This window comes from Microvirga sp. jy35, from assembly GCF_056148915.1.
Genome location: NZ_JBWBEW010000014.1, coordinates 1 through 19,317 on the forward strand (window position 1 = coordinate 1; position 19,317 = coordinate 19,317).

Consider the following 19,317-nt stretch of genomic DNA (forward strand, 5'->3'; position numbering starts at 1 on the left):
CGCCCAGGAGCTGTCGCGCCACTCCAGCGACCTCGCCCACGAAGTCGCCAACTTCCTCACAAACGTCAAAGCCGCTTGAAGCACCTGCATCCTCATGAAGAGCAGAAAGACCCGGCAACGATTAGCCGGGTCTTTTTTCTTTGCCGCCACGCTGAAACAAGCGTCCGCTGAGTGCTTTACTAGTCATGACGGGTCGTGATCCAAACCTGGAAGTACCCGTCACGGAAAACGGATTGGCATGACGTTCTGAGTGGGTTCTTCACGGACGCTGATCCCGCAAACTGATGAGCCGGGCACCCGCCCCGGACTGAACGGATGGAGGCTCACATAGCGATTTCGCCTGGGCTGAATGCTCCCTCCACGATCATGCGTTGAGCGTCGAGGCATTCTTCAGCTCGACATTCTGGAAGAATTGACCGGTTTAGCCGGATGAACGTCGATGACGTGTGACCTCGAGTCACCGCGGGCCCTTCCCCACACGGAGGGGCCCGTTCTGTTGGGGCGCCGGAAAAAAACGAAAGGCGCCCGAAGGCGCCTTGCCGATGAAGATTCCTCGTGAAGGAATTGGAGCGGGCGAAGGGATTCGAACCCTCGACCCCAACCTTGGCAAGGTTGTGCTCTACCCCTGAGCTACACCCGCACGCTCCGTCTCAAATCCAGCAGGATGGTGGAGCCAGGCGGGATCGAACCGCCGACCTCTTGCATGCCATGCAAGCGCTCTCCCAGCTGAGCTATGGCCCCCTGCCATTCCTTCCCCATCTCCCGGCGGCGGTAACCGCCAAGGATGGGAATGGTGCCGCAAGAGGGATTCGAACCCCCGACCCCCTCATTACGAATGAGGTGCTCTACCAGCTGAGCTATTGCGGCATCGCAAATGTTGCGATCCGAGAGGCCGCCCTCTTACCCCCTCCCCCGCCGGTTGGCAAGGCGGGAAAGGCGGGAAAGGTCCTACCAGACCGAAAAAACGCTGCGGCGCGCGGCCGCCTCTTCCTTCGGCTTCGGCACGTCCGGAGGCGTGACCGGGAAGACCACGGGTCCCGGAGGCGGCAGGGGCGTTTCCTCCTTCACAGGCTCCGCGGCACTCAGGGCGGCTTTCAGCTCGCTCTTCAGAACATCGTCTTCCGGCTCTTGGAGCCGCTCATCCGATGCCACAGGTTCCGGGGCCGGTTCGGGTGCGGCCACCGGTTCAGGCGCGGCCACAGCCGGCAGCGGCTTCGGCTCGTCGTCGAGATCCGCCGTCACGTCGTCGTGCAGGGTGAGTTCGGGGGCGACCAGCACATCCGGCGGTGCCTGCCAGACGAAGGCGTCGAGGCGGCCGGTGACAGGCGAGATCGGCAGCCAGTGATCGGACACGACCCCGTCGGCGATCCAGGCCGGGTCCCGCGGCGCGCGGGTGGCGCGGGCGAGCCATTCGCGGCCCCTGCCCGTGGAGCCGTGCTCCGCCTGCTCCAGGTCGGACATCAGCAGGCAGACACGCATGCTCGGCCGGTCCTGCAGCAGCGGCGCCAACGCGTCGCGGGCGCGGGCGAACTCGCGCGCCTCGAGGGCCGCGCGGGCCACCGCCAGCCGCCCCTCGGGTGCGCCGCCGGAAAGCCGCATGAGGGTCTCGGCCCGCTTGAGCCGGTCGAGGCCGGAATCGCCCGGGCGCAGGTTGAGATAGACATCCGCCAAATTCGGATGGGGCAGGCTGCGCCAGGCCGCCTCCACCACCTTGGCGGCCCTGCGCAGATCGCCCTTGCGCGACAGGAGGCGACCGGCCATGGCCGCTGCCGGCACGAGATGGGGCGCGAGCCTCACCGCATCCTGGGCGCTTCTCAGGGCACCATCGGGATCATGGTCCACCCGCTCCAGGGCATCGGCCGTGAGGAGAACGGCCCGGTGGCGCTTGGCCGTGGCCTTGTTCAGGAGACCGAGGGACGCGCGCCGCTCGACGGCCTCCAGGGCCCCGCGCCAGTCGTGATCGGCACAGCGCGCCTCGAGAACCGCGTCGCTCGCCCAGGCGGCGGCAGGCGCCAGACGGACGGCTTCAGAAGCGTATTGCTGAGCAGACCCCACGTCGCCCCGGCGCCGGGCCTCGACGAAGAGGCCGCGCAGGCCGAGCACGCGGGTCTCGTCCTCCTCCATCATCTGGGTGAAGGCAGCCTCTGCCGCCTCGCGGTTGCCGGAGACCTGGGCCGCCTGGGCCTTGAGCAGGAGTGTCAGGGGCTCGCGGCCGAGCAGCCGCTCAGCCTCGTTGGCGTAGCGGCGGGCCGCAATGGTGTCGCCCGCCCCCACCGCCACCATGCCGCGGGAGATGGCCTGGTAGCCGCGGGAGCGGCGGCGCGCCCGCGACGCGAAGGTCAGGCGCGAGGGCAGATGCAGGATTCCGGACACCAGAGACCAGAGCAGCGCCAGGAAGAGCGCGAGGCCGGTGAGCGCGATGGCCGCCACCGCTACCGACATCTGGATCTCATAGCCCGCAAAGGTGATCAGAACCGTGCCCGGCCGGTCCGCAAGCCAGACGGCCCCGAAGGCCGCGACGCAGAGAAGACCGATGAAGACGAGAGCGCGCCACATGCTGGGCTGATCCTTTTATTGCGTGGTCCGGTTGAGGGTGGCGAGGGCATCCGTGCTGATGGCTTGAGCCGCCCGATGGGCTCCGGCGACGGCCTTGACCTGCTGACCCCACTCGCCGGAGCGCAGCGGCTCCGGCAGGGCATCCCAGGCTGCCGCCGCCTCCACCACGTCGCCGCGCTCCAGGGCCTGCCGGATGCGGGTGACGAGAGCAGGAACGCCGCTGCCGCCCGGTTCGTTCACGGGCCGGACCGTCACCACCCGGTCGGCCATGCGCAGGATGCGGTCGGTCCAGCCTTCGGCCGGGCCGCGGCTCTCGCGCAGGATCGCCGTCTCCACCGGCTCGAAGCTCTGGGCCAGCTCGGCTGGGGTCGGGGCGCCTTCCTGGGCGAAAGGCTCGAGGGGCGCCACCCGGGCAGGGTCGGTGCCGGCCTTCCTCACCCCGTCGAGCACTTCCGCGTAGGGCGTGCCGCTCTGCAGGGCATCGTTCAGGCGCCCGGCCAGCACGACACGGGTGCCGGTCTGGCTTGCCGTCGCGGCCGTCCTGGTGTTCTCGGCGGCCTGCTGGGACACGGCCGCAAGGCGCTGCTCCTGCTCGCTGAGCCGACGGTCCGCGTCGGCAAAGCGCCGGCTGCTCTCCGCCAGCTGGCGGTCGAGATCGGTCAGGCGACGGTCGGTGTCCTGGAACCGCTGCTCGCGCTCGCTGACGCGGCGATCGAGATCCGCCAGACGTCGGTCGAGCTCCTGCGTGGCGTTCGTCGTGTTCGCGGCATTCTGCGCATTCGCCCGCACCTGCTCGTCCAGCGCCCCGAGGCGGCTGGAGAGATCGGCGAGCGCCGCCTCGTTCTGAGGAGACGTCTGAGCGGGAGCGGCCTCCGGCACGGGGCGGTTCAGCGCCTCCTGCGCCCGGGACGCCGCCTGCTCGGCCGTGCCCTGGATCGCCTGGAGCCGCTGGTCGAGTTCGCCTCTGGCGGTCTCAAGGGCCTGGAGGCGGCCATCCAGAGCCGCCGCGTCGCCCTGGGGCTGGCCTGCGGGGGCCGCCGGCTGCTGACGCAGCGCATTCACGCGCTGCTCGAGCTGGGCGATGCGCGGATCGTCCTGGGCGGGCGATGCTGCCTGCCAGGTCTGCAATCCATACACGAGACCTGCGCCGACGAGGCCGCCGAGGAGACCCGAACCGATCAGGGCCCCGGCGGAGCTGCGCCGCTCGGGAGCGGGCGGCGGGGGCATGGCGTCCGCACGCCTTTCGGAGCTGGAAGTCTCCTGGAAGGAGGTGCCGCTTGAGCTGGCATCCTGCCCTGCCATTTGCTCGAGGGAGGCCTGGGACGGGAGCGTATCTGTGCCCGAGCCCGAATCGAGACTGGCCTCCGGAGACGCCACCACATCCTCGGCCGGGGGCTCGCTGCCGCTGGCGATGGTCTCGTCGGGCTGCGCGCCAGGCAGGATGTCGGCCGAGGCGGTCTCCGCCACGCGCGCCTCCTCGCCGATGGTCTCCTGCCCAAGGGTCTCCTGCCCAAGGGTGTCTCGACCAAGGGCCTCCTCACCGAAGGTCTCCTGAATAGAGGGCTCCTGGGCAGCAGATCCGGGATGGGCCCGGACGGTGCCGTCGTCGATCACGGTCGCCTTCAGGTCGATGGTGGCCGGCTCGCGCGAGGGCTTCTTGCGGGAGGATTTCGAGCGTCGGGGATCAGATGAATCGGTCACGGGTCACTCTTGCAGGGTCGCCGTCAGGCGAGGTCTTCAAAAGGGCAGTGTGATAGGCAATTGAGGCAAGCTTGGGCGCAGGCTTTCGTTCCCTCAAGAGCCGGTGATCGTCCAGAACGGCGGGCCCATGGGACCATGATCCTCTCCTTGCGACAAAGATCCCTTTGACGGGATCGTAACCGATGGGGCCTCCAGGGTCATGGAAGCCTGTCGAGACACTGGAGCAGCGCGTCTTCCGACGGCTCCTCCGCCACGAGGGTCGCGGCGCCTGCCGATCTCAGGGGCGCAGCCACGTCGGCCGAGAGGCAGAGATGGGGAACGCCCAGGAGGCTCGATGCCAGCCCCGCGTCCCCCGCCAGCCGGACGACGAGATCCGCGCTCCTCCGGGAATAATGGAGCGCGGCGGCGATTTGGCCAGTGCGCAAGGCCTCGACGGCGCTGTCCGGCAGCCTCTCGACAGCCTCGGCCTCATAGGCTTCCCATTGCAGCACGGTGAACCCGGCAGCGCGCAGGGACGCCGCCGGCTCCTCATTGTGGTGGCGCGCCGTCACGTGGAGCAGGGCCAGGCCGGAGGGCAGGGTTTCGCGAATCAGCCGCGACAGGGAAACCGCATCGCCCCCGGCCACGGCGATGTCGGCAAAGCCTGCCGCGCTCACCCCTTCGGCCGTGCGATCGCCGACCGCGAAGACGGGCTTGGCCCGGTCGAGGGAGGCCAGGGAATCCTGCGCATGGACGCTGGTGACGATCAGGGCGTCGTAGGACCCGGTCGGCGCCGGGTCGCCCGTCGGCACGATCCGGGTCACGGGCGCAACGCACGCGTCATGCCCGCGGGCGGCGAGCTTTTCCGCCGTGCGCGCGGCATCGTGGGCCGAGCGGGTGACGAGGACCCGCATCAGGCTTTGAGGAAATCGGTCGGCATGAGCGCGCGCAGCTCAGCTCCGGCCTCGCGCCCGAGGGCCACCGCATCGCCCGGCGAGCCGCGGCGCACGGCCTCCAGGCTCTCGGACCCGTCCGGGCGCAGCACGAGGCCGCGGAATTCGAGCTCGCCCCCGACGAGCCGCGCATGGCCCGCGATGGGCGTGCGGCAGGAGCCGTCGAGGATGGTGAGAAAGGCCCGCTCGGCCGCGAGCGCCTGGCCGGTCGGGGCATCGAGGATGGGTTGAAGCACGTCCCGCACCCGCTCGTCCTCGGCCCGGATCGCGATGGCGATGGCGCCCTGGCCCACGGCCGGCAGGAAGTCGTCCGTTTCCAGCGTGGTGGTCACGTGGTCGGTCAGCCCGAGGCGGCGCAGGCCCGCCATGGCAAGCAGCGTCGCATCGACCTCGCCCCGTTCGAGCTTGGCGAGCCGCGTCTGCACGTTGCCGCGCAGGAGCGTAACCTGGAGATCGGGCCGCAGGCGCCGGATCTGCGCCTGGCGCCTGAGCGACGCCGAGCCCACGACTGCCCCCTGCGGCAGGTCCGCGATGCTCTTGAAGCGGTGGCTGATGAAGGCGTCGCGCACGTCCTCGCGCGGCAGGAAGCCCGCGATCGCGATGCCCTCCGGCAGGGTGGTCGGCAGGTCCTTGGCGGAATGGACCGCCAGATCGATGGAGCCTTCGAGCAGCGCGATGTCGAGCTCCTTGGTGAAGAGCCCCTTGCCGCCGGCCTCCGACAGGGGCCGATCCTGAATGGCATCGCCCGTGGTCTTGATGACCGACAGGGGCAGGTGCTCCACGGTCCAGCCAGCCCCGGTCGAACCATGAGCGGCGACCAGCCTGTCTTGCGTCTCGTGGGCCTGAGCCAGCGCCAGCGGGCTGCCTCGCGTACCGATGACCAGGGTGGGTGAAGCGGCCATTCCGGTTCTGCTCTCCTGAAGAATGATTTCGGCGTTTGATCTTGTGCGGCGCGGCGGACTATAGGGGGAGGAGCGCCGGGCCGGAAGTCCGGACAACACCTAAAATCGGGCAGCCACCGATCATGCGCATTCTAGGCATCGAGACCACCTGCGACGAGACCGCGGCCGCCGTGGTAGGACTGGGCTTCGACGGACGGGGCGAGATCCTCTCCAACGAGGTGCTGAGCCAGATCGCCGAGCACGCCCGCTATGGCGGCGTGGTGCCGGAGATCGCGGCGCGCGCCCACGTGGAAGTGATCGACCGCCTCATCGCCCGCGCCCTGAAGAACGCGAACTGCTCGGTCAAGGACATCGACGGTATCGCCGTGGCGGCGGGCCCCGGCCTCATCGGCGGCGTGCTCGTGGGGCTCACCACGGCAAAAGCCATCGCGCTCGTGACCCGCAAGCCCCTGATGGCGGTGAACCATCTGGAGGCCCATGCGCTCACCGCGCGGCTCACCGACGGGATCGGTTTCCCGTATCTGCTGCTGCTGGCCTCCGGCGGCCACACCCAGCTCGTGGCGGTGCGCGGCGTCGGCGACTACGTGCGGCTCGGCACCACCATCGACGACGCCATCGGCGAGGCCTTCGACAAGGTCGCCAAGATGCTGGGGCTGGGCTATCCCGGCGGCCCGCATGTGGAGCGCGAGGCCGCGAAGGGGAACCCGGAGCGCTTCGCCTTCCCGCGTCCCATGCAGGGCCGGAAGGAGCCGAATTTCTCGCTCTCCGGCCTCAAGACGGCTGTCAGGATCGAGGCGGAGAAGATCGCGCCGCTGACCGCCAGCGACATCGCGGATCTCTGCGCCAGCTTCCAGGCCGCCATCGTCGACTTGGTGGTCGACCGCACCCGCGTGGGGCTGCGCGCCTTCCGGGAGATCGCCGGCCATCCGGCGGCCCTCGTGGTGGCCGGCGGTGTCGCGGCCAACCAGGGCATGCGCCAGGGGCTGCAGCGGCTCGCGGTCGAAGCCGGCCTCAAGCTCGTGGCGCCGCCGCTCCATCTGTGCGGCGACAACGGCGCGATGATCGCCTGGGCCGGTCTCGAGCGCATGCGCCTCGGCCTCATCGACGACATCGGCGCCCCGGCCCGCGCCCGCTGGCCGCTGGACACCAGCCGCGACGAGGCGGGAGCGAAGGCGTGACCGACATGGTCGTTCGAGGGGGCTGTGTGACTAACATCAGGCACCTTCTCCCTCCCCACAAGGGGGAGGAGAGCTCGGAATCCGGCAGTCCATGACCATACCGACTCAAACCATCGGCATCGCCGGAGCCGGCGCCTGGGGCACGGCGCTCGCCAATGCGGCGGCCAATGCGGGCAACGACGTGGTGCTCTGGATGCGCTCGCCCGAGCAGGCAGCGACGCTCGCGGCGACGCGCACCAACGAGCGCTGCCTGCCGGGCGTAAAACTCCACGAGCGCATCCGCCCGACCCCCGAACTCAACGATCTGGCCTCAACCCGCGCGGTTCTTCTCGTCACGCCTGCGCAGACGACGCGGGAAATGAGCACGGCCCTTGCTTCCGTTCTGCCCGTGGCAGCGCCGCTGGTGCTCTGCGCCAAGGGCATCGAGCGCGGGAGCGGGGCTTTTCTCTGCGACGTGGTCGCGGAGGAGCGCCCCGGCGCGCCCGTCGCGGTGCTGTCGGGCCCGAGCTTCGCCCATGACGTGGCCCGCGGCCTGCCCACCGCCGTGACGCTGGCCTGCCGCGACGGGGCTCTGGCCGAGGATCTCGCCAATGCCCTCTCCGGCCCGACCTTGCGCGTCTATCACCGAGGCGACGTGCGCGGCGTCGAGATCGGCGGCGCGGCCAAGAACGTGCTGGCCATCGCCTGCGGGGCGGTGGCGGGCAAGGGCCTCGGCGAGAGCGCTAAGGCGGCGCTGATCGCCCGCGGCTTCGCGGAACTCCTGCGCTTCGCCCGCGCCTATGGCGGAGAGCCCGAGACCCTCATGGGCCTCTCCGGCCTCGGCGACCTGGTACTCACCTGCTCCACGGCGCAGTCGCGCAACTTCGCCTTCGGCCAGCGCCTCGGCCAGGGCCTGAGCGTCGAAGAAGCCTCCGGGGGCAAGCTGGTCGAGGGCGCAGCCACCGCGAGCGCCCTGGTGGCGCTGGCGCGGGCGAAAGGCATCGACATGCCCATCGCCGAGGCGGTCGAGCAGATCCTGTCCGGCGCATGGAATCTCGATCAGGCGGTCGATGCGCTCATGAACCGTCCGGTCAAATCCGAGTATTGAAGCAAAGAAGAAGGCGGGACCCGGAGCATTCGTGCTTCGAAGGTCTCGCGGCATCCATGAAGGGGTAAGCACCATGGCCCGCTGGCTCTACAAGTCCGAACCCTCCGTCTGGTCCTGGGAGGCTCAAGTCGCGGAAGGCGACAAGGGCACCCATTGGAACGGCGTTCGTAATCATGTGGCCAAGCAGAACCTGATGGCCATGAGACTAGGCGAGCAGGGCTTCTTCTATCATTCCAACGAGGGCAAGGCGGTTGTGGGCATCGTCGAGGTGATCCGGGAATACTACCCCGATCACACGGACGAGACGGGCAGGTTCGGCATGGTCGACATCAAGGCCGTGAAGGCTCTCCCGAAACCCGTGACTCTGGACGATATCAAGAAGCAGCCCGGCCTCGAAAAGATGATCCTCGTCAACAATTCCCGCCTCTCGGTGCAGCCGGTGACGGACGCGGAATGGGCGATCGTCTGTAAGATGGGCGGGTTGTAGGAAGTCACGGCAGGCGATGCCACGCCTGCAGCGATGTTGGAATAAAGGGCTGAGACGCCATGAAGGTCACCGTCTGTCAGATCGACTGCCGCCCGGATCGCCTGGACGAGGCGCTGAAGGGCCTTGCCGCGCATGTGGAAAAGGAGGCGTCGGATTTCCTGCTGGTGCCGGAGATGTGCTTCGGCGAATGGCTGGCGGCCGACCCTGAGCCGGATGCGGGCCAATGGCAGAAGGCGGTGGCCGCGCATGACGCGCGCATCGCGCGCATGTCCGCCTTGAATGCCAAAGCCGTCATGGGCACGCGGCCCATCGTGTTGCCCCACGGCAGCCGGCGCAACGAGGCCTATGTCTGGACGGAAGGAACGGGCGCCGTGCCCGTGCATCAGAAATACTACCTTCCCGACGAGGAGGGCTATTACGAGCATACCTGGTACGAGCGCGGACCGGGCACCTTCGACATCGCGCGGGCGCTGGGCATGCGCATCGGCGTGCAGATCTGCACCGAGATGTGGTTTTTCGAATGGGCGCGCCGTTACGCGGCGAGCCGCGCCGATCTCCTGTGCGTTCCGCGGGCGACCCCGCACGGGTCCACCCGCAAGTGGCTGGCCGGCGGCCAGGCGGCGGCGGTCTGCTCGGGCGCCTATTGCCTGTCGTCGAACCTCTGGGCGCCGAAAGGCTACAAGGCCAATTGCGGCGGGCTCGGCTGGGTGGTGGATCCGGAGGGCAACGTGCTGGCCGAGACGACTCCGGAGGCCCCCTACGCCACCGTGGAGATTGACCTGGCCTTCGCCCGGTCCAGCAAGACGACCTACCCGCGCTACGTGCCCGAATGAGGCCCAGCGGGGCAGTGAGCGTTGTTGGCCCAGCCATGCGGCTGCCATACGTTTCAAAGCACTGGTTAAGTTTGAATGTCGTGGAAGGCCGCTTATGGAACAGGGTTAGGGCATGGCTCAGCCCTCCTCGCCATCCTACAGCATCTGGGCTAAGCTGATCGCCAGCTCCAACGCTCCCCAGGAAAAGTTCATGCCAGCCGCCGCTCTGATCCGGAAGCTTGAGCAGTTCGACCGCCTCTCAGATGCGGAGCGCCAGCTCCTGGAGCAGGCTACCGTCCGGCAAAAGGCCATGGCCAAGGGTGAGGACCTGGTGCGGGAGGGGGACCGTCCCTCGGAGAGCCTCTTCCTCATTACGGGCTTTGCTGCCCGCTACAACCTCCTGCGCAAGGGCAAGCGCCAGATCACAGCCCTGCACGTGCCCGGCGACTTCGTCGACCTCCACAGCTTCCTGGTGAAGAGGATGGATCACGGTGTCATGGCCATTACAGCCTGCACGGTGGGTGTGGTGCCTCACGATGCGCTGCGCTCCATCTCGGAGACCCAGCCTCACCTGATCCGTCTGCTGAGCGTGAATATTGCCGTCGATGCGGCCATCCATCGCCAGTGGATCGTCTCCATCGGGCGCCAGTCAGCCTTGGAGCATACCGCCCACCTGTTCTGCGAGATGTTTCTCCGTCTTCAGGCGATCGGGCTTACGGAAGGTTACAGCTTCAAGCTCCCTCTGACCCAAGCTGAGCTGGGTGACACCCTTGGGCTCTCGACGGTTCACGTCAACCGGATCATCCAGGAGCTGCGGGCAGAAGGCCTGATCACATGGCGTGGGGAAACGGTACTCATCACGGACTGGCCGCGCCTGCAACAGATTGCCGAGTTCGACCCGACGTTCCTGAGCCTGGACCGTGAGCCGCGCTAGCAGGAGCGACAACCTCGGCAATTCCCGGACTGAAGGCAGAACAAACCAATCCCCGTCGAGTTTGTAATCATCAGATAACGGGAGAAAGCAGTGCCCCGGTTCTATTTCGACATTCGGGAAGGCGCGCGCTTCATCCCTGATGAAACAGGCTTGGAATTCGACAGCCTCGATGCCGCCGAACGGGAGGCTGCGAGCGCTGCGGCCGAGATCGGACGGGATCGGCTGCCGAAGGGTGATGCCCGTGCAATCACGGTTGAGCTGAAGAACGAGCACCGCCACCGGGTGCTGACCGTCACGGCTTCCATGGAGATCCATCGGGTTGACCCGGAGCCAGCCCCGCCGGCGTGAGAGGACGGTCCGCGAATTGCGCGTAAACCCTTTTTTGGAACCGGATAGAGCTGCATGTGAGCATATTCGGTAAATTCTCGCACTGAGGCTCGGCGCAGCCGAAGGTGGCGGAGCCATCGCAGAGGAAGGGAGTCCATAGCGCTGAGGGTAAGCATGGATCCCCTTCCCGCCCCTGCGGACCGCTGGGGATGACGGTGGAGAGTGAATTGGGGTGCAGAGCTTCGCTCGCCCGTCCATGCCCCAAAAGGAGCAAAGACCAAAGTCCGATTTCAGGCCGCTTGCCCGACCCCTCTCTCTTTCCGTAAATCTAGCGCTAAATTCATCCCGCAAGCGTCTGGGAGAAGCGCCATGGAAGAGAAGATCTACGACGTGCCGTCCGAGTGGACCCACCGCGCCTATCTGGACGACGCGGGCTACCGGGCCAAGTACGAGGCTTCGGTCAAGGACCCGGAGGCCTTCTGGGCTCAAGAAGCCAAGCGCATCCACTGGTTCAAGGCGCCCACCCGGATCAAGAACACCAATTTCGGCCCCGAGAACGTGTCGATCCGCTGGTTCGAGGACGGCGTGACCAACGTGGCCTATAACTGCGTCGACCGGCATCTCCACACCCGCGGCGATCAGGTCGCCATCATCTGGGAGGGCGACGACCCGTCGGAGTCGAAGAAGATCACCTACCGCGAGCTCTCCGCGGAAGTGAACCGCATGGCCAACATCATGCGCAACCGCGGCGTCGCCAAGGGCGACCGCGTCACGATCTACATGCCGATGATTCCGGAAGCCGCCTATGCCATGCTGGCCTGCGCGCGGTTAGGAGCCATCCACTCCGTGGTGTTCGGCGGCTTCTCGCCGGATTCGCTGGCAAGCCGCATCCAGGACGCCAAGTCCGCCTTCATCGTCACGGCCGACGAGGGCCTGCGCGGCGGCCGCAAGGTTCCGCTGAAGGTGAACGTGGATGCGGCCCTCGAGCGCGTCGGCGCCGGCGTGGTCGACCACGTGCTGGTGGTGCGCCGCACGGGCTCGGCCGTCAATATGCTGCCGGGCCGCGACGTCTATTACGACGAAGCCGCAAGCATGGTGTCCGACGAGTGTCCCTACGAGGAGATGAACGCGGAGGATCCGCTGTTCATCCTCTATACCTCAGGCTCGACCGGCACCCCGAAGGGCGTGCTGCACACCACGGGCGGCTATCTCGTCCATGCGGCGATGACGCACCAATACGTGTTCGACTACCACGACGGCGACATCTACTGGTGCACGGCGGATGTGGGCTGGGTCACGGGCCATTCCTACATTCTCTACGGGCCGCTGGCGAACGGCGCCACGACGCTGATGTTCGAGGGCGTGCCCACCTATCCGTCGATCTCCCGCTTCTGGGAGGTGATCGACAAGCACCAGGTCAACATCTTCTACACCGCGCCGACCGCGATCCGCTCCCTCATGCAGGCGGGCGAGGAGCCGGTGAAGAAGACCGCGCGCAAGTCGCTTCGCCTGCTCGGCTCCGTGGGCGAGCCGATCAACCCGGAAGCCTGGGAATGGTACCATCGCGTGGTCGGCGACAGCCGCTGCCCCATCGTCGACACCTGGTGGCAGACGGAGACCGGCGGCATCCTGATCACGCCGCTGCCCGGCGCCACCAAGCTCAAGCCCGGCTCCGCCACCCGTCCGTTCTTCGGCGTGCAGCCGCAGGTGGTGGACGCGGAAGGAAAGGTGCTGGAGGGTGCGGCGGAGGGCAATCTGGTGATCGCCGATTCGTGGCCCGGCCAGATGCGCACGGTCTACGGCGACCACGAGCGCTTCGTGCAGACCTACTTCTCCACCTATCCCGGAAAGTACTTCACCGGCGACGGCTGTAGGCGGGATGCGGACGGCTATTACTGGATCACCGGCCGCGTGGACGACGTGATCAACGTGTCCGGCCACCGCATGGGCACGGCGGAGGTCGAGTCCGCCCTCGTCGCCCATCCGAAGGTGTCGGAAGCGGCCGTGGTGGGCTATCCGCACGACATCAAGGGCCAGGGCATCTACGCCTACGTGACCCTGATGGCGGGCGAGCAGCCCTCGGAAGAGCTGCGCAAGGAGCTGGTGGCCTGGGTGCGCAAGGAAATCGGCCCCATCGCGTCCCCCGACCTGATCCAGTTCGCCCCGGGCCTGCCCAAGACGCGCTCAGGAAAAATCATGCGCCGCATCCTGCGCAAGATCGCCGAGGACGAGTTCGGCTCGCTCGGCGACACCTCGACGCTCGCCGATCCCGGCGTGGTCGACGACCTGATCACCAACCGCCAGAACAAGCGCACGCAGGCGGCGTGATCAAAACCTGAGACCTGTTCCAACACTCCTCGTCATGGCCGGGCTCGTCCCGGCCATCCACGTCTTGAGAACCACTGCGTTGCAAAGACGTGGATCCCCTTCCCTCGCTGACGCTCGCCGGGGATGACCAAGCGCGGTTCTCGGGAACCACGGAACCGTAGCCTTATCTTTCGCGTCTCACCCTCAGCTTATCCGTAGGAGGGTTCGACACATGCGCATCCTTGCCTTCGCCGCCATCATCGGCATCGCCTTCGCCAGTCATGCCGCATCCGCCCGCGAGGTCGTGCCATTTCAGGCCGGCGTGTCGCCCGGCACCATCGTGATCAGGACGGGCGAGCGGCGGCTCTATTACGTGCGCGGCGACGGGACGGCCCTGCGCTATCGCGTGGCCGTGGGCAAGCCCGGCAAGCAATGGTTCGGCGAGGCGCAGATCGACGGCAAGTATGTGAGGCCCGCCTGGTCGCCTCCGGCGGAGGTGAAGCGCGACAACCCGCGCCTGCCCGACGTGATCCCCGGCGGCGCGCCGAACAACCCCATGGGCGCACGGGCGCTCACCCTCAACCTCGACGAATACGCCATCCACGGCACCAACCGCCCTGGCTCCATTGGCACCTATGCGTCCTACGGCTGCATCCGCATGCTCAACGAGGACATCGTGCATCTCTACGATCAAGTGGATGTGGGCACGCGGGTGGTGGTAACCCCCTGAGCCTGGGCCCCTGAGCAGCCTCCCTACTCCAGATGGTTGACAAGATACAATGTATCTCATAAAGATATCTTTATGTCTTTATGAGAGCACCCATGCAGATTGATTTTCTCGACTTGAGCCTTTTTACCCTCGCCGCACTCGTCCTGTTGGGCTCCCCTGGTCCAGCCATTGCAGCCCTGGTTGCCGTCGGACGCCGGGAAGGCCTGGCTGGAGGCATGCGCTTCTATGGCGGACTTCAAGTGGGGCTTGCCTTGGCAGCCGCCGCCAGTGCTGCGGGTCTGTTCTCTCTTCTTCAAACCTTCCCCGTGCTGACGGCAGCTATGGCCATCGTCAGCACGCTCTATCTTGCCTATCTCGCGTACAAGATCGCAATGTCGCCAGTCGGCGACGAGCCTGAGGGCACAGCAGGCGGGTTCGCTTCTACTGCGCTGAGCGGCTTCATTCTCGGCATCACGAATCCGAAAGCCTATGTGGCTTTCGTTTCCCTGATGGCCTCCTATTCGGTGGTCCGCTCCAGCACCTCGGCAGACTCGGCCTTCAAGTGGCTGTTGTGCGTCATCGTGATGATTGTCGTCGATATCATCTGGCTCTGGCTCGGGGTCGTGATTCACAAAGCGAAGCTCCAGCCGCAGACCGAGCGCCTCCTGAACATTGCCATGGGTGCGACGATCCTGCTGACGGCCCTGCTCGCATTCCTCTGAATCAGCAGAGCCCGCTGAAGATCAAAGATACAGATCCGCCCGGCTCGGCGGCAGACCTGACGGCCCGCGCGGGCGCTGGTCGGCGAGATCGAACAGGGTGCCGTTCCCGAGGTCCCCGTTTTGCATCGCTGCGACGTCCATCACGCGTGGATGGTTTCCCCCTCTGAACAGAGGGGGCGCCGTCTCCGAGCGGGAGCTATGCTGGCGCATATTTCCCATGATGGTGGATCCCATGCGCACAGCCCCTCTCCTCATCCTGACGGCAGCCGCCCTTGCGCTGGCCGGGTGCGTTGCCGACAACGGCACCGGCAATGCGCTGAGAACCCAGGTCTATACCGAAGGGGCCGCGGTGGGGATGGGAGCCAATGCCATCAACAGGGTGGCGTCCCTCGATCCGTCCGGCATGGCGGCCGGCCCCACCTATGCGCTGACCCGAAGCATGGTCAGAGCCAGTCATGCCCAGACGAATGCCCGCGTCATGGGGCAGATCATGGCCCAGGAGGCGGCCATCGACAAATGCTTCCAGAAATCCAAGTCGATGCCCGAGAAGGCCGGCTACGAATACACCGTGGCATGCGCAAAGCGGGTCCGCGGGATACAATGATCGCCCCGGCAGGAGCCGGCCATTCTTCGGACGCTGCTCAGTTCGCCAGATCGGCAAGGTGCCTGAGCTTTTCCGGATTGCGCACGATATAGACCCCAACAATGCGGCCATCCTCGATGTCGAGCGCGGTGGTCTGCACCACGCCGTCCTCCTCGAGGGTGACGAAGCCGGGCAGCCCGTTGATCAGCCCCCTGTAGAGGACAGGCGGCAACCGGCCCTCAGCCTTCCGCGCCACGCCCATCAGCAGGCCCGAAACCCTGCGGAAGCCGACCAGCGGATTGAGCGCCGCATTCCGGACGCCTCCGCCATCGGTGTAGGAGACCACATTATCCGCCAGGAGGCTGCGCAGGCCGGACAGGTCGCCGCTCCGCGAGGCCGCGAAGAAGGCGTCGGTCATCCTCTGGCCCTCCTCCCGGTCGACCGGGTAGCGGGGCCGCTCGGCCCGCACGTTCCTGCGCGCCCGCGCGGCGAGCTGGCGGCAGGCTGCCGGATCGCGGTCGAGGGTCGCTGCGACCTCGTCGAAGCCGAGCCCGAACACGTCGTGCAGGAGAAAGGCCGCGCGCTCCAGAGGCGACAGCCGCTCCAGGGCCATCATCAGGGTGAGCGACAGATCCTCGGCCCGATCCTCCTCCCCGTCCGCTTCCAGAACCGGCTCGGGCAGCCAGGGGCCGATATAGGTCTCGCGCTTCACCCGTGCCGATTTCAGGATGTCGAGGCACAGGCGCGTGACGGTCTTGGACAGGAAGGCGCCCGGCTCCCGGATCATGGTGCGGTCCGTCTGGTGCCAGCGGATATAGGCCTCCTGCACCACGTCCTCGGCTTCCGCCATGGAGCCGAGCATGCGGTAGGCCAGGCGGACCAGCCCCGGCCTGAGGGGCTGGAACCGCTCGGCGGCGTCGCCGTCAGGCGGCAGCACGGCTCGCCTCGACCGGGTGGATCGACCGGAAGCCGATGGCCAGCCGGTTCCAGGCGTTGATCGCGCCGATCAGCAGGGTCAGGTTGACCTGCTCCACGGGGGTGAAGTGCCGGCTCAGCGCCTCGTAATCCTCATCGGGAGCGTGGGTTTCGGCCACCAGGGTTAGGGCTTCGGTCCAGGCGAGTGCAGCGCGCTCGCGTTCGCTGTAGAGGGGCGATTCCCGCCAGGCGCTCAGGAGATAGAGCCGCTCCTCGGTCTCGCCGTTGGCGCGGGCGTCCTTGGTGTGCATGTGAATACAATAGGCGCAGCCGTTGATCTGCGAGGCGCGGGTCTTCACAAGCTCGATGAGCTTAAGCTCCAGACCGCTGTTCTTCAGGGTCTTTTCCAGCTCCACCATCGGCTTCAGGGAGCCGGGGGCGACTTCGAAGGGTATCAACCGGGCTTTCATCGTCTTGGTCCTCATTGTCATGGTGCTGACGATGCTAAGACGAGACAAGACGGCATGATGTGACATGAGGCCCGAGGAATTTTTCAGAAATCGCTCGCCAGCCCCTTCACCTCCCAGTCCTCGTAGCGGACCGGCTCCAGGCCGCCGCGGCCTTGGAGTTCCTTCTGCTTGGCGATCTCGGCCGCCCGGGCGTCGATGTCGAGGCGGCGCTTGGCGGCTTCCTCCAGGGCCCGCTGGGCCTCGGGGGTGAGGGTCTTGCCGGGGGCTGCGCCCGCGATGGGACGATCAGGATTGTCGTTCGTGCTCATGAGGTGCCTTTGCCGGATCCGAACCCCTCTTGGGAGAGAGCTGGACCGTGCCCACATAGGGGTCGGAGGATGAATTCGTGCTGACCACGAGGTGGAGACCCCGATGAACACCGTCAAGACCGGAATGCTGCTGGCGGGCCTGATGGCCCTGTTCGGAACCGTCGGCTATTTCCTGGGCGGCGGCACCGGCATGATGATCGCGTTGGGTCTGGGCCTGGCCACCAACCTCTTCGCCTATTGGAACTCGGACCGGCTGGCGCTCGCCGCCCACCATGCGGTCGAGGTGGACGAGCATACGGCCCCCGAGCTCGTGCATATGGTCCGCGATCTCAGCCGGCGCGCGGGCCTGCCCATGCCACGGGTCTATCTCATCGACAACCCGCAGCCCAATGCCTTCGCCACCGGGCGCAACCCGGAGAACGCCGCTGTCGCCGCCACCACGGGCCTGCTGCATAGGCTCTCCCGCGACGAGATCGCCGGCGTGATGGCGCACGAGCTTGCGCATATCAAAAACCGCGACACCCTGATCATGACGGTCAGCGCGACGGTCGCCGGCGCCATCGCGACGCTGGCCCAGTTCGGCTTTCTGTTCGGCGGCCGCGGCGACGAGCGGCCGAACCCTATCGTGATGCTGGCCACCGCACTTCTGGCGCCCATTGCCGCCATGATCATCCAGATGGCGATCAGCCGCTCGCGGGAATACGACGCCGACCGGATGGGCGCCGAGATCTCCGGCCAACCGATGGCGCTCGCCTCCGCCCTCGCCCGCATCGCCGGCGGCGTGGCGCATATTCCGAACCCGGATGCGGAGCGTCGCCCGGCCACCGCCTCGCTGTTCATCATCAACCCGCTCTCGGGCCAGGGCGTGGACAACCTGTTCTCCACCCATCCCGCGACCGAAAACCGGATTGCGGCGCTCCACGCTTTGGCGCAGGAGATGGGCACCACGCCGCAAAGCGGCTTCTTCACGCAGAAATCAGCGGGCCCCTGGGGCTCGATGGAAGGCTCGACCGGCACCCGCCGCGGGCCCTGGGGATAAATTTTGAGTCAGTCGGACGAACAATCGGGCCTCGGGCCCCGCCGCCTCGCCTGGATGGCGGTAGCGGAGACCATGAAGCGGCGCGTGCCGCTCGACGACGTGATGGAGGAGCTCGCCCGCGCGGAAAACCTGTCGTCCCGCGACGAGGCGCTGGCGCGGGCCATCGCCATCGTGACCTTCCGGCGCCTCGGCACCCTGGGGCGTGCCTTGAACGAACGCCTCAACAAGCCGCCGAAGGACGAGCGCCTGATGCATCTGCTCGCCACCGGGGCGGCGCAGATCCTGTTTCTCGACGTGCCGGACCACGCTGTCGTCGACAGCGCCGTGCAGCTGGCGCAGAGCGATCCCAAGCTCCACCACGCGGGCGGCTTCATCAACGCCGTCCTGCGCCGGGTCGCCCGCGAGCGTGAGGCGATCCTGGCCGAGAACGATCCCTGGCTCGACACGCCCACCTGGCTGGAGGAACGCTGGATCGCGCAATACGGCGAGGCGCTGGCCCAAAAGATCGCCGAGGCGCACCGCTCCATGGCTTCCGTCGACCTGACGGTGAAGAGCGATCCGGCGGCGTGGGCGGAGCGCCTCGGAGGCGTTCTCCTGCCCACCGGCAGCGTCCGGCTCAAAGAGCGCACTGCCATCCGCGAGCTTCCCGGCTTCGAGAAGGGCGAATGGTGGGTGCAGGACGCCGCCGCCGCCCTGCCGGCCCGCCTGCTCAACCCTCGGCCCGGCGAGCGCATCGCGGATCTCTGCGCCGCCCCCGGGGGCAAGACCGCCCAGATTGCCGCCGCGGGCGCGGAAGTGCTGGCCGTCGACCGTTCGGCCAAGCGTCTGCAGCGCCTCGACGAAAACCTCGCCCGCCTGAACCTGAAGGCCGAGACCCGTGCCATCGATGCGGAAAAGCTCGAAGCCGGGCCCTTCGACGCCATCCTGCTCGATGCCCCCTGCTCGGCCACCGGCACCATCCGCCGCCACCCGGACGTGGCCTGGACCAAGTCTGAGGAGGACATCCGCAAGCTGGCAGGCCTCCAGGGCCGCCTCCTCGACAAGGCTGCGGGCCTGCTTAAACCCGGCGGGCGGCTGGTCTACTGCACCTGTTCCCTGGAAGCCGAGGAAGGCGAGCGTCAGGCGGAAGCCTTCCTTGCCCGGCACCCTGAGTTCACCCGCGTGCCCGTCACCCCCGACGAGATCGGCGGTTTTGCGGAATGCATCACCCCGGAGGGGGATCTTCGGACCCTGCCGAGCCAGCAGGTTCTCGCCGAGCACGACCGCAACGGCCTCGACGGGTTCTTTGTCGCACGGTTTATGCACAACGCTCCGTGAGGATGGTGAATCGTCCCTTACCGGCTGTTAA

The 19,317-nt window shown here is 67.2% G+C and carries 20 protein-coding genes and 3 tRNA genes; 12 read left to right on the plus strand and 11 right to left on the minus strand.

The genetic code is table 11. The features are described from left to right. Nucleotides 1–565: 565 nt before the first annotated feature. From AC0QTX_RS12935 to hemC, 7 genes are all read right to left on the minus strand, one after another. Nucleotides 566–640, minus strand: a tRNA-Gly gene (locus tag AC0QTX_RS12935). A gap of 25 nt (nt 641–665) precedes the next feature. Then, nucleotides 666–741: transfer RNA gene (locus tag AC0QTX_RS12940), tRNA-Ala, on the minus strand. A 50-nt stretch (nt 742–791) separates the two neighbouring features. Beyond that, nucleotides 792–867: transfer RNA gene (locus AC0QTX_RS12945), tRNA-Thr, on the minus strand. A gap of 81 nt (nt 868–948) precedes the next feature. Then, nucleotides 949–2,556, minus strand: coding sequence for a heme biosynthesis HemY N-terminal domain-containing protein (locus AC0QTX_RS12950; RefSeq protein ID WP_474604238.1), 1,608 nt, complete (start codon nt 2,554–2,556; stop codon nt 949–951). A gap of 15 nt (nt 2,557–2,571) precedes the next feature. Next, nucleotides 2,572–4,257, minus strand: a complete 1,686-nt coding sequence (locus AC0QTX_RS12955) for a COG4223 family protein (RefSeq protein ID WP_474604239.1) — start codon at nt 4,255–4,257, stop codon at nt 2,572–2,574. A gap of 197 nt (nt 4,258–4,454) precedes the next feature. Beyond that, nucleotides 4,455–5,150 carry a uroporphyrinogen-III synthase gene (locus AC0QTX_RS12960; RefSeq protein WP_474604240.1) on the minus strand — a complete coding sequence of 232 codons (696 nt, stop codon included), beginning with the start codon at nt 5,148–5,150 and terminating at the stop codon, nt 4,455–4,457. Next, nucleotides 5,150–6,091, minus strand: a complete 942-nt coding sequence (gene hemC / locus AC0QTX_RS12965) for a hydroxymethylbilane synthase (protein WP_474604241.1) — start codon at nt 6,089–6,091, stop codon at nt 5,150–5,152. The genes AC0QTX_RS12960 and hemC overlap by 1 nt, the downstream gene beginning before the upstream one ends. A 122-nt stretch (nt 6,092–6,213) precedes the next feature. Between hemC and tsaD the strand changes: the two genes are divergently transcribed. The 9 genes from tsaD (at nt 6,214) to AC0QTX_RS13010 (ending at nt 14,654) form a co-directional block, all read left to right on the plus strand. Next, complete coding sequence (gene tsaD, locus AC0QTX_RS12970) at nt 6,214–7,269, plus strand: tRNA (adenosine(37)-N6)-threonylcarbamoyltransferase complex transferase subunit TsaD (protein ID WP_474604242.1); 1,056 nt, start codon at nt 6,214–6,216, stop codon at nt 7,267–7,269. 91 nt (nt 7,270–7,360) lie between these two features. After that, the gene (locus tag AC0QTX_RS12975; RefSeq protein WP_474604243.1) at nt 7,361–8,356 is read left to right on the plus strand and encodes an NAD(P)H-dependent glycerol-3-phosphate dehydrogenase; all 996 of its coding nucleotides are present in this window, start codon (nt 7,361–7,363) and stop codon (nt 8,354–8,356) included. A 73-nt stretch (nt 8,357–8,429) separates the two neighbouring features. Next, the gene (locus tag AC0QTX_RS12980) at nt 8,430–8,843 is read left to right on the plus strand and encodes an EVE domain-containing protein (RefSeq protein WP_474604244.1); all 414 of its coding nucleotides are present in this window, start codon (nt 8,430–8,432) and stop codon (nt 8,841–8,843) included. 59 nt (nt 8,844–8,902) lie between these two features. Beyond that, nucleotides 8,903–9,676: a carbon-nitrogen hydrolase family protein gene (locus AC0QTX_RS12985; protein ID WP_474604245.1), complete on the plus strand. Its 774-nt coding sequence runs from the start codon at nt 8,903–8,905 to the stop codon at nt 9,674–9,676. Nucleotides 9,677–9,866: 190 nt separating this feature from the next. Continuing rightward, the gene (locus AC0QTX_RS12990; RefSeq protein ID WP_474604366.1) at nt 9,867–10,589 is read left to right on the plus strand and encodes a Crp/Fnr family transcriptional regulator; all 723 of its coding nucleotides are present in this window, start codon (nt 9,867–9,869) and stop codon (nt 10,587–10,589) included. A 90-nt stretch (nt 10,590–10,679) separates the two neighbouring features. After that, a complete protein-coding gene (locus AC0QTX_RS12995; protein ID WP_474604246.1) occupies nt 10,680–10,937 on the plus strand; it encodes a DUF6894 family protein in 258 nt (85 codons plus the stop codon). A 348-nt stretch (nt 10,938–11,285) separates the two neighbouring features. Next, nucleotides 11,286–13,244, plus strand: coding sequence for an acetate--CoA ligase (acs, locus tag AC0QTX_RS13000; protein ID WP_474604247.1), 1,959 nt, complete (start codon nt 11,286–11,288; stop codon nt 13,242–13,244). Nucleotides 13,245–13,455: 211 nt separating this feature from the next. Beyond that, the gene (locus AC0QTX_RS13005; protein WP_474604248.1) at nt 13,456–13,953 is read left to right on the plus strand and encodes a L,D-transpeptidase; all 498 of its coding nucleotides are present in this window, start codon (nt 13,456–13,458) and stop codon (nt 13,951–13,953) included. Nucleotides 13,954–14,045: 92 nt separating this feature from the next. Then, complete coding sequence (locus AC0QTX_RS13010) at nt 14,046–14,654, plus strand: LysE family translocator (protein WP_474604249.1); 609 nt, start codon at nt 14,046–14,048, stop codon at nt 14,652–14,654. A 21-nt stretch (nt 14,655–14,675) separates the two neighbouring features. On the opposite strand, the gene AC0QTX_RS13015 is transcribed toward AC0QTX_RS13010, so the two are convergent. Continuing rightward, nucleotides 14,676–14,798: a hypothetical protein gene (locus tag AC0QTX_RS13015; RefSeq protein ID WP_474604250.1), complete on the minus strand. Its 123-nt coding sequence runs from the start codon at nt 14,796–14,798 to the stop codon at nt 14,676–14,678. Nucleotides 14,799–14,886: 88 nt separating this feature from the next. Here AC0QTX_RS13015 and AC0QTX_RS13020 point away from each other — a divergent pair, with 88 nt between their 5' ends. Further along, a complete protein-coding gene (locus AC0QTX_RS13020) occupies nt 14,887–15,258 on the plus strand; it encodes a hypothetical protein (protein ID WP_474604251.1) in 372 nt (123 codons plus the stop codon). A 37-nt stretch (nt 15,259–15,295) separates the two neighbouring features. Here AC0QTX_RS13020 and AC0QTX_RS13025 read toward each other — a convergent pair whose 3' ends face one another. The 3 genes from AC0QTX_RS13025 to AC0QTX_RS13035 form a co-directional block, all read right to left on the minus strand. Next, complete coding sequence (locus AC0QTX_RS13025; RefSeq protein WP_474604252.1) at nt 15,296–16,174, minus strand: sigma-70 family RNA polymerase sigma factor; 879 nt, start codon at nt 16,172–16,174, stop codon at nt 15,296–15,298. Continuing rightward, nucleotides 16,161–16,622 (minus strand): carboxymuconolactone decarboxylase family protein, encoded by a 462-nt coding sequence (locus AC0QTX_RS13030; RefSeq protein ID WP_474604253.1) that lies wholly within the window; start codon nt 16,620–16,622, stop codon nt 16,161–16,163. Before AC0QTX_RS13030 ends, AC0QTX_RS13025 begins: the two co-directional genes overlap by 14 nt. 83 nt (nt 16,623–16,705) lie before the next feature. Then, nucleotides 16,706–16,930, minus strand: coding sequence for a DUF1674 domain-containing protein (locus AC0QTX_RS13035; RefSeq protein ID WP_474604254.1), 225 nt, complete (start codon nt 16,928–16,930; stop codon nt 16,706–16,708). A gap of 103 nt (nt 16,931–17,033) precedes the next feature. On the opposite strand from AC0QTX_RS13035, the gene htpX reads away from it, so the two are divergent. Further along, complete coding sequence (htpX, locus tag AC0QTX_RS13040; protein ID WP_474604255.1) at nt 17,034–17,969, plus strand: zinc metalloprotease HtpX; 936 nt, start codon at nt 17,034–17,036, stop codon at nt 17,967–17,969. 3 nt (nt 17,970–17,972) lie between these two features. Next, nucleotides 17,973–19,286, plus strand: coding sequence for a 16S rRNA (cytosine(967)-C(5))-methyltransferase RsmB (gene rsmB / locus AC0QTX_RS13045; protein ID WP_474604256.1), 1,314 nt, complete (start codon nt 17,973–17,975; stop codon nt 19,284–19,286). Nucleotides 19,287–19,317 lie beyond the last annotated feature (31 nt).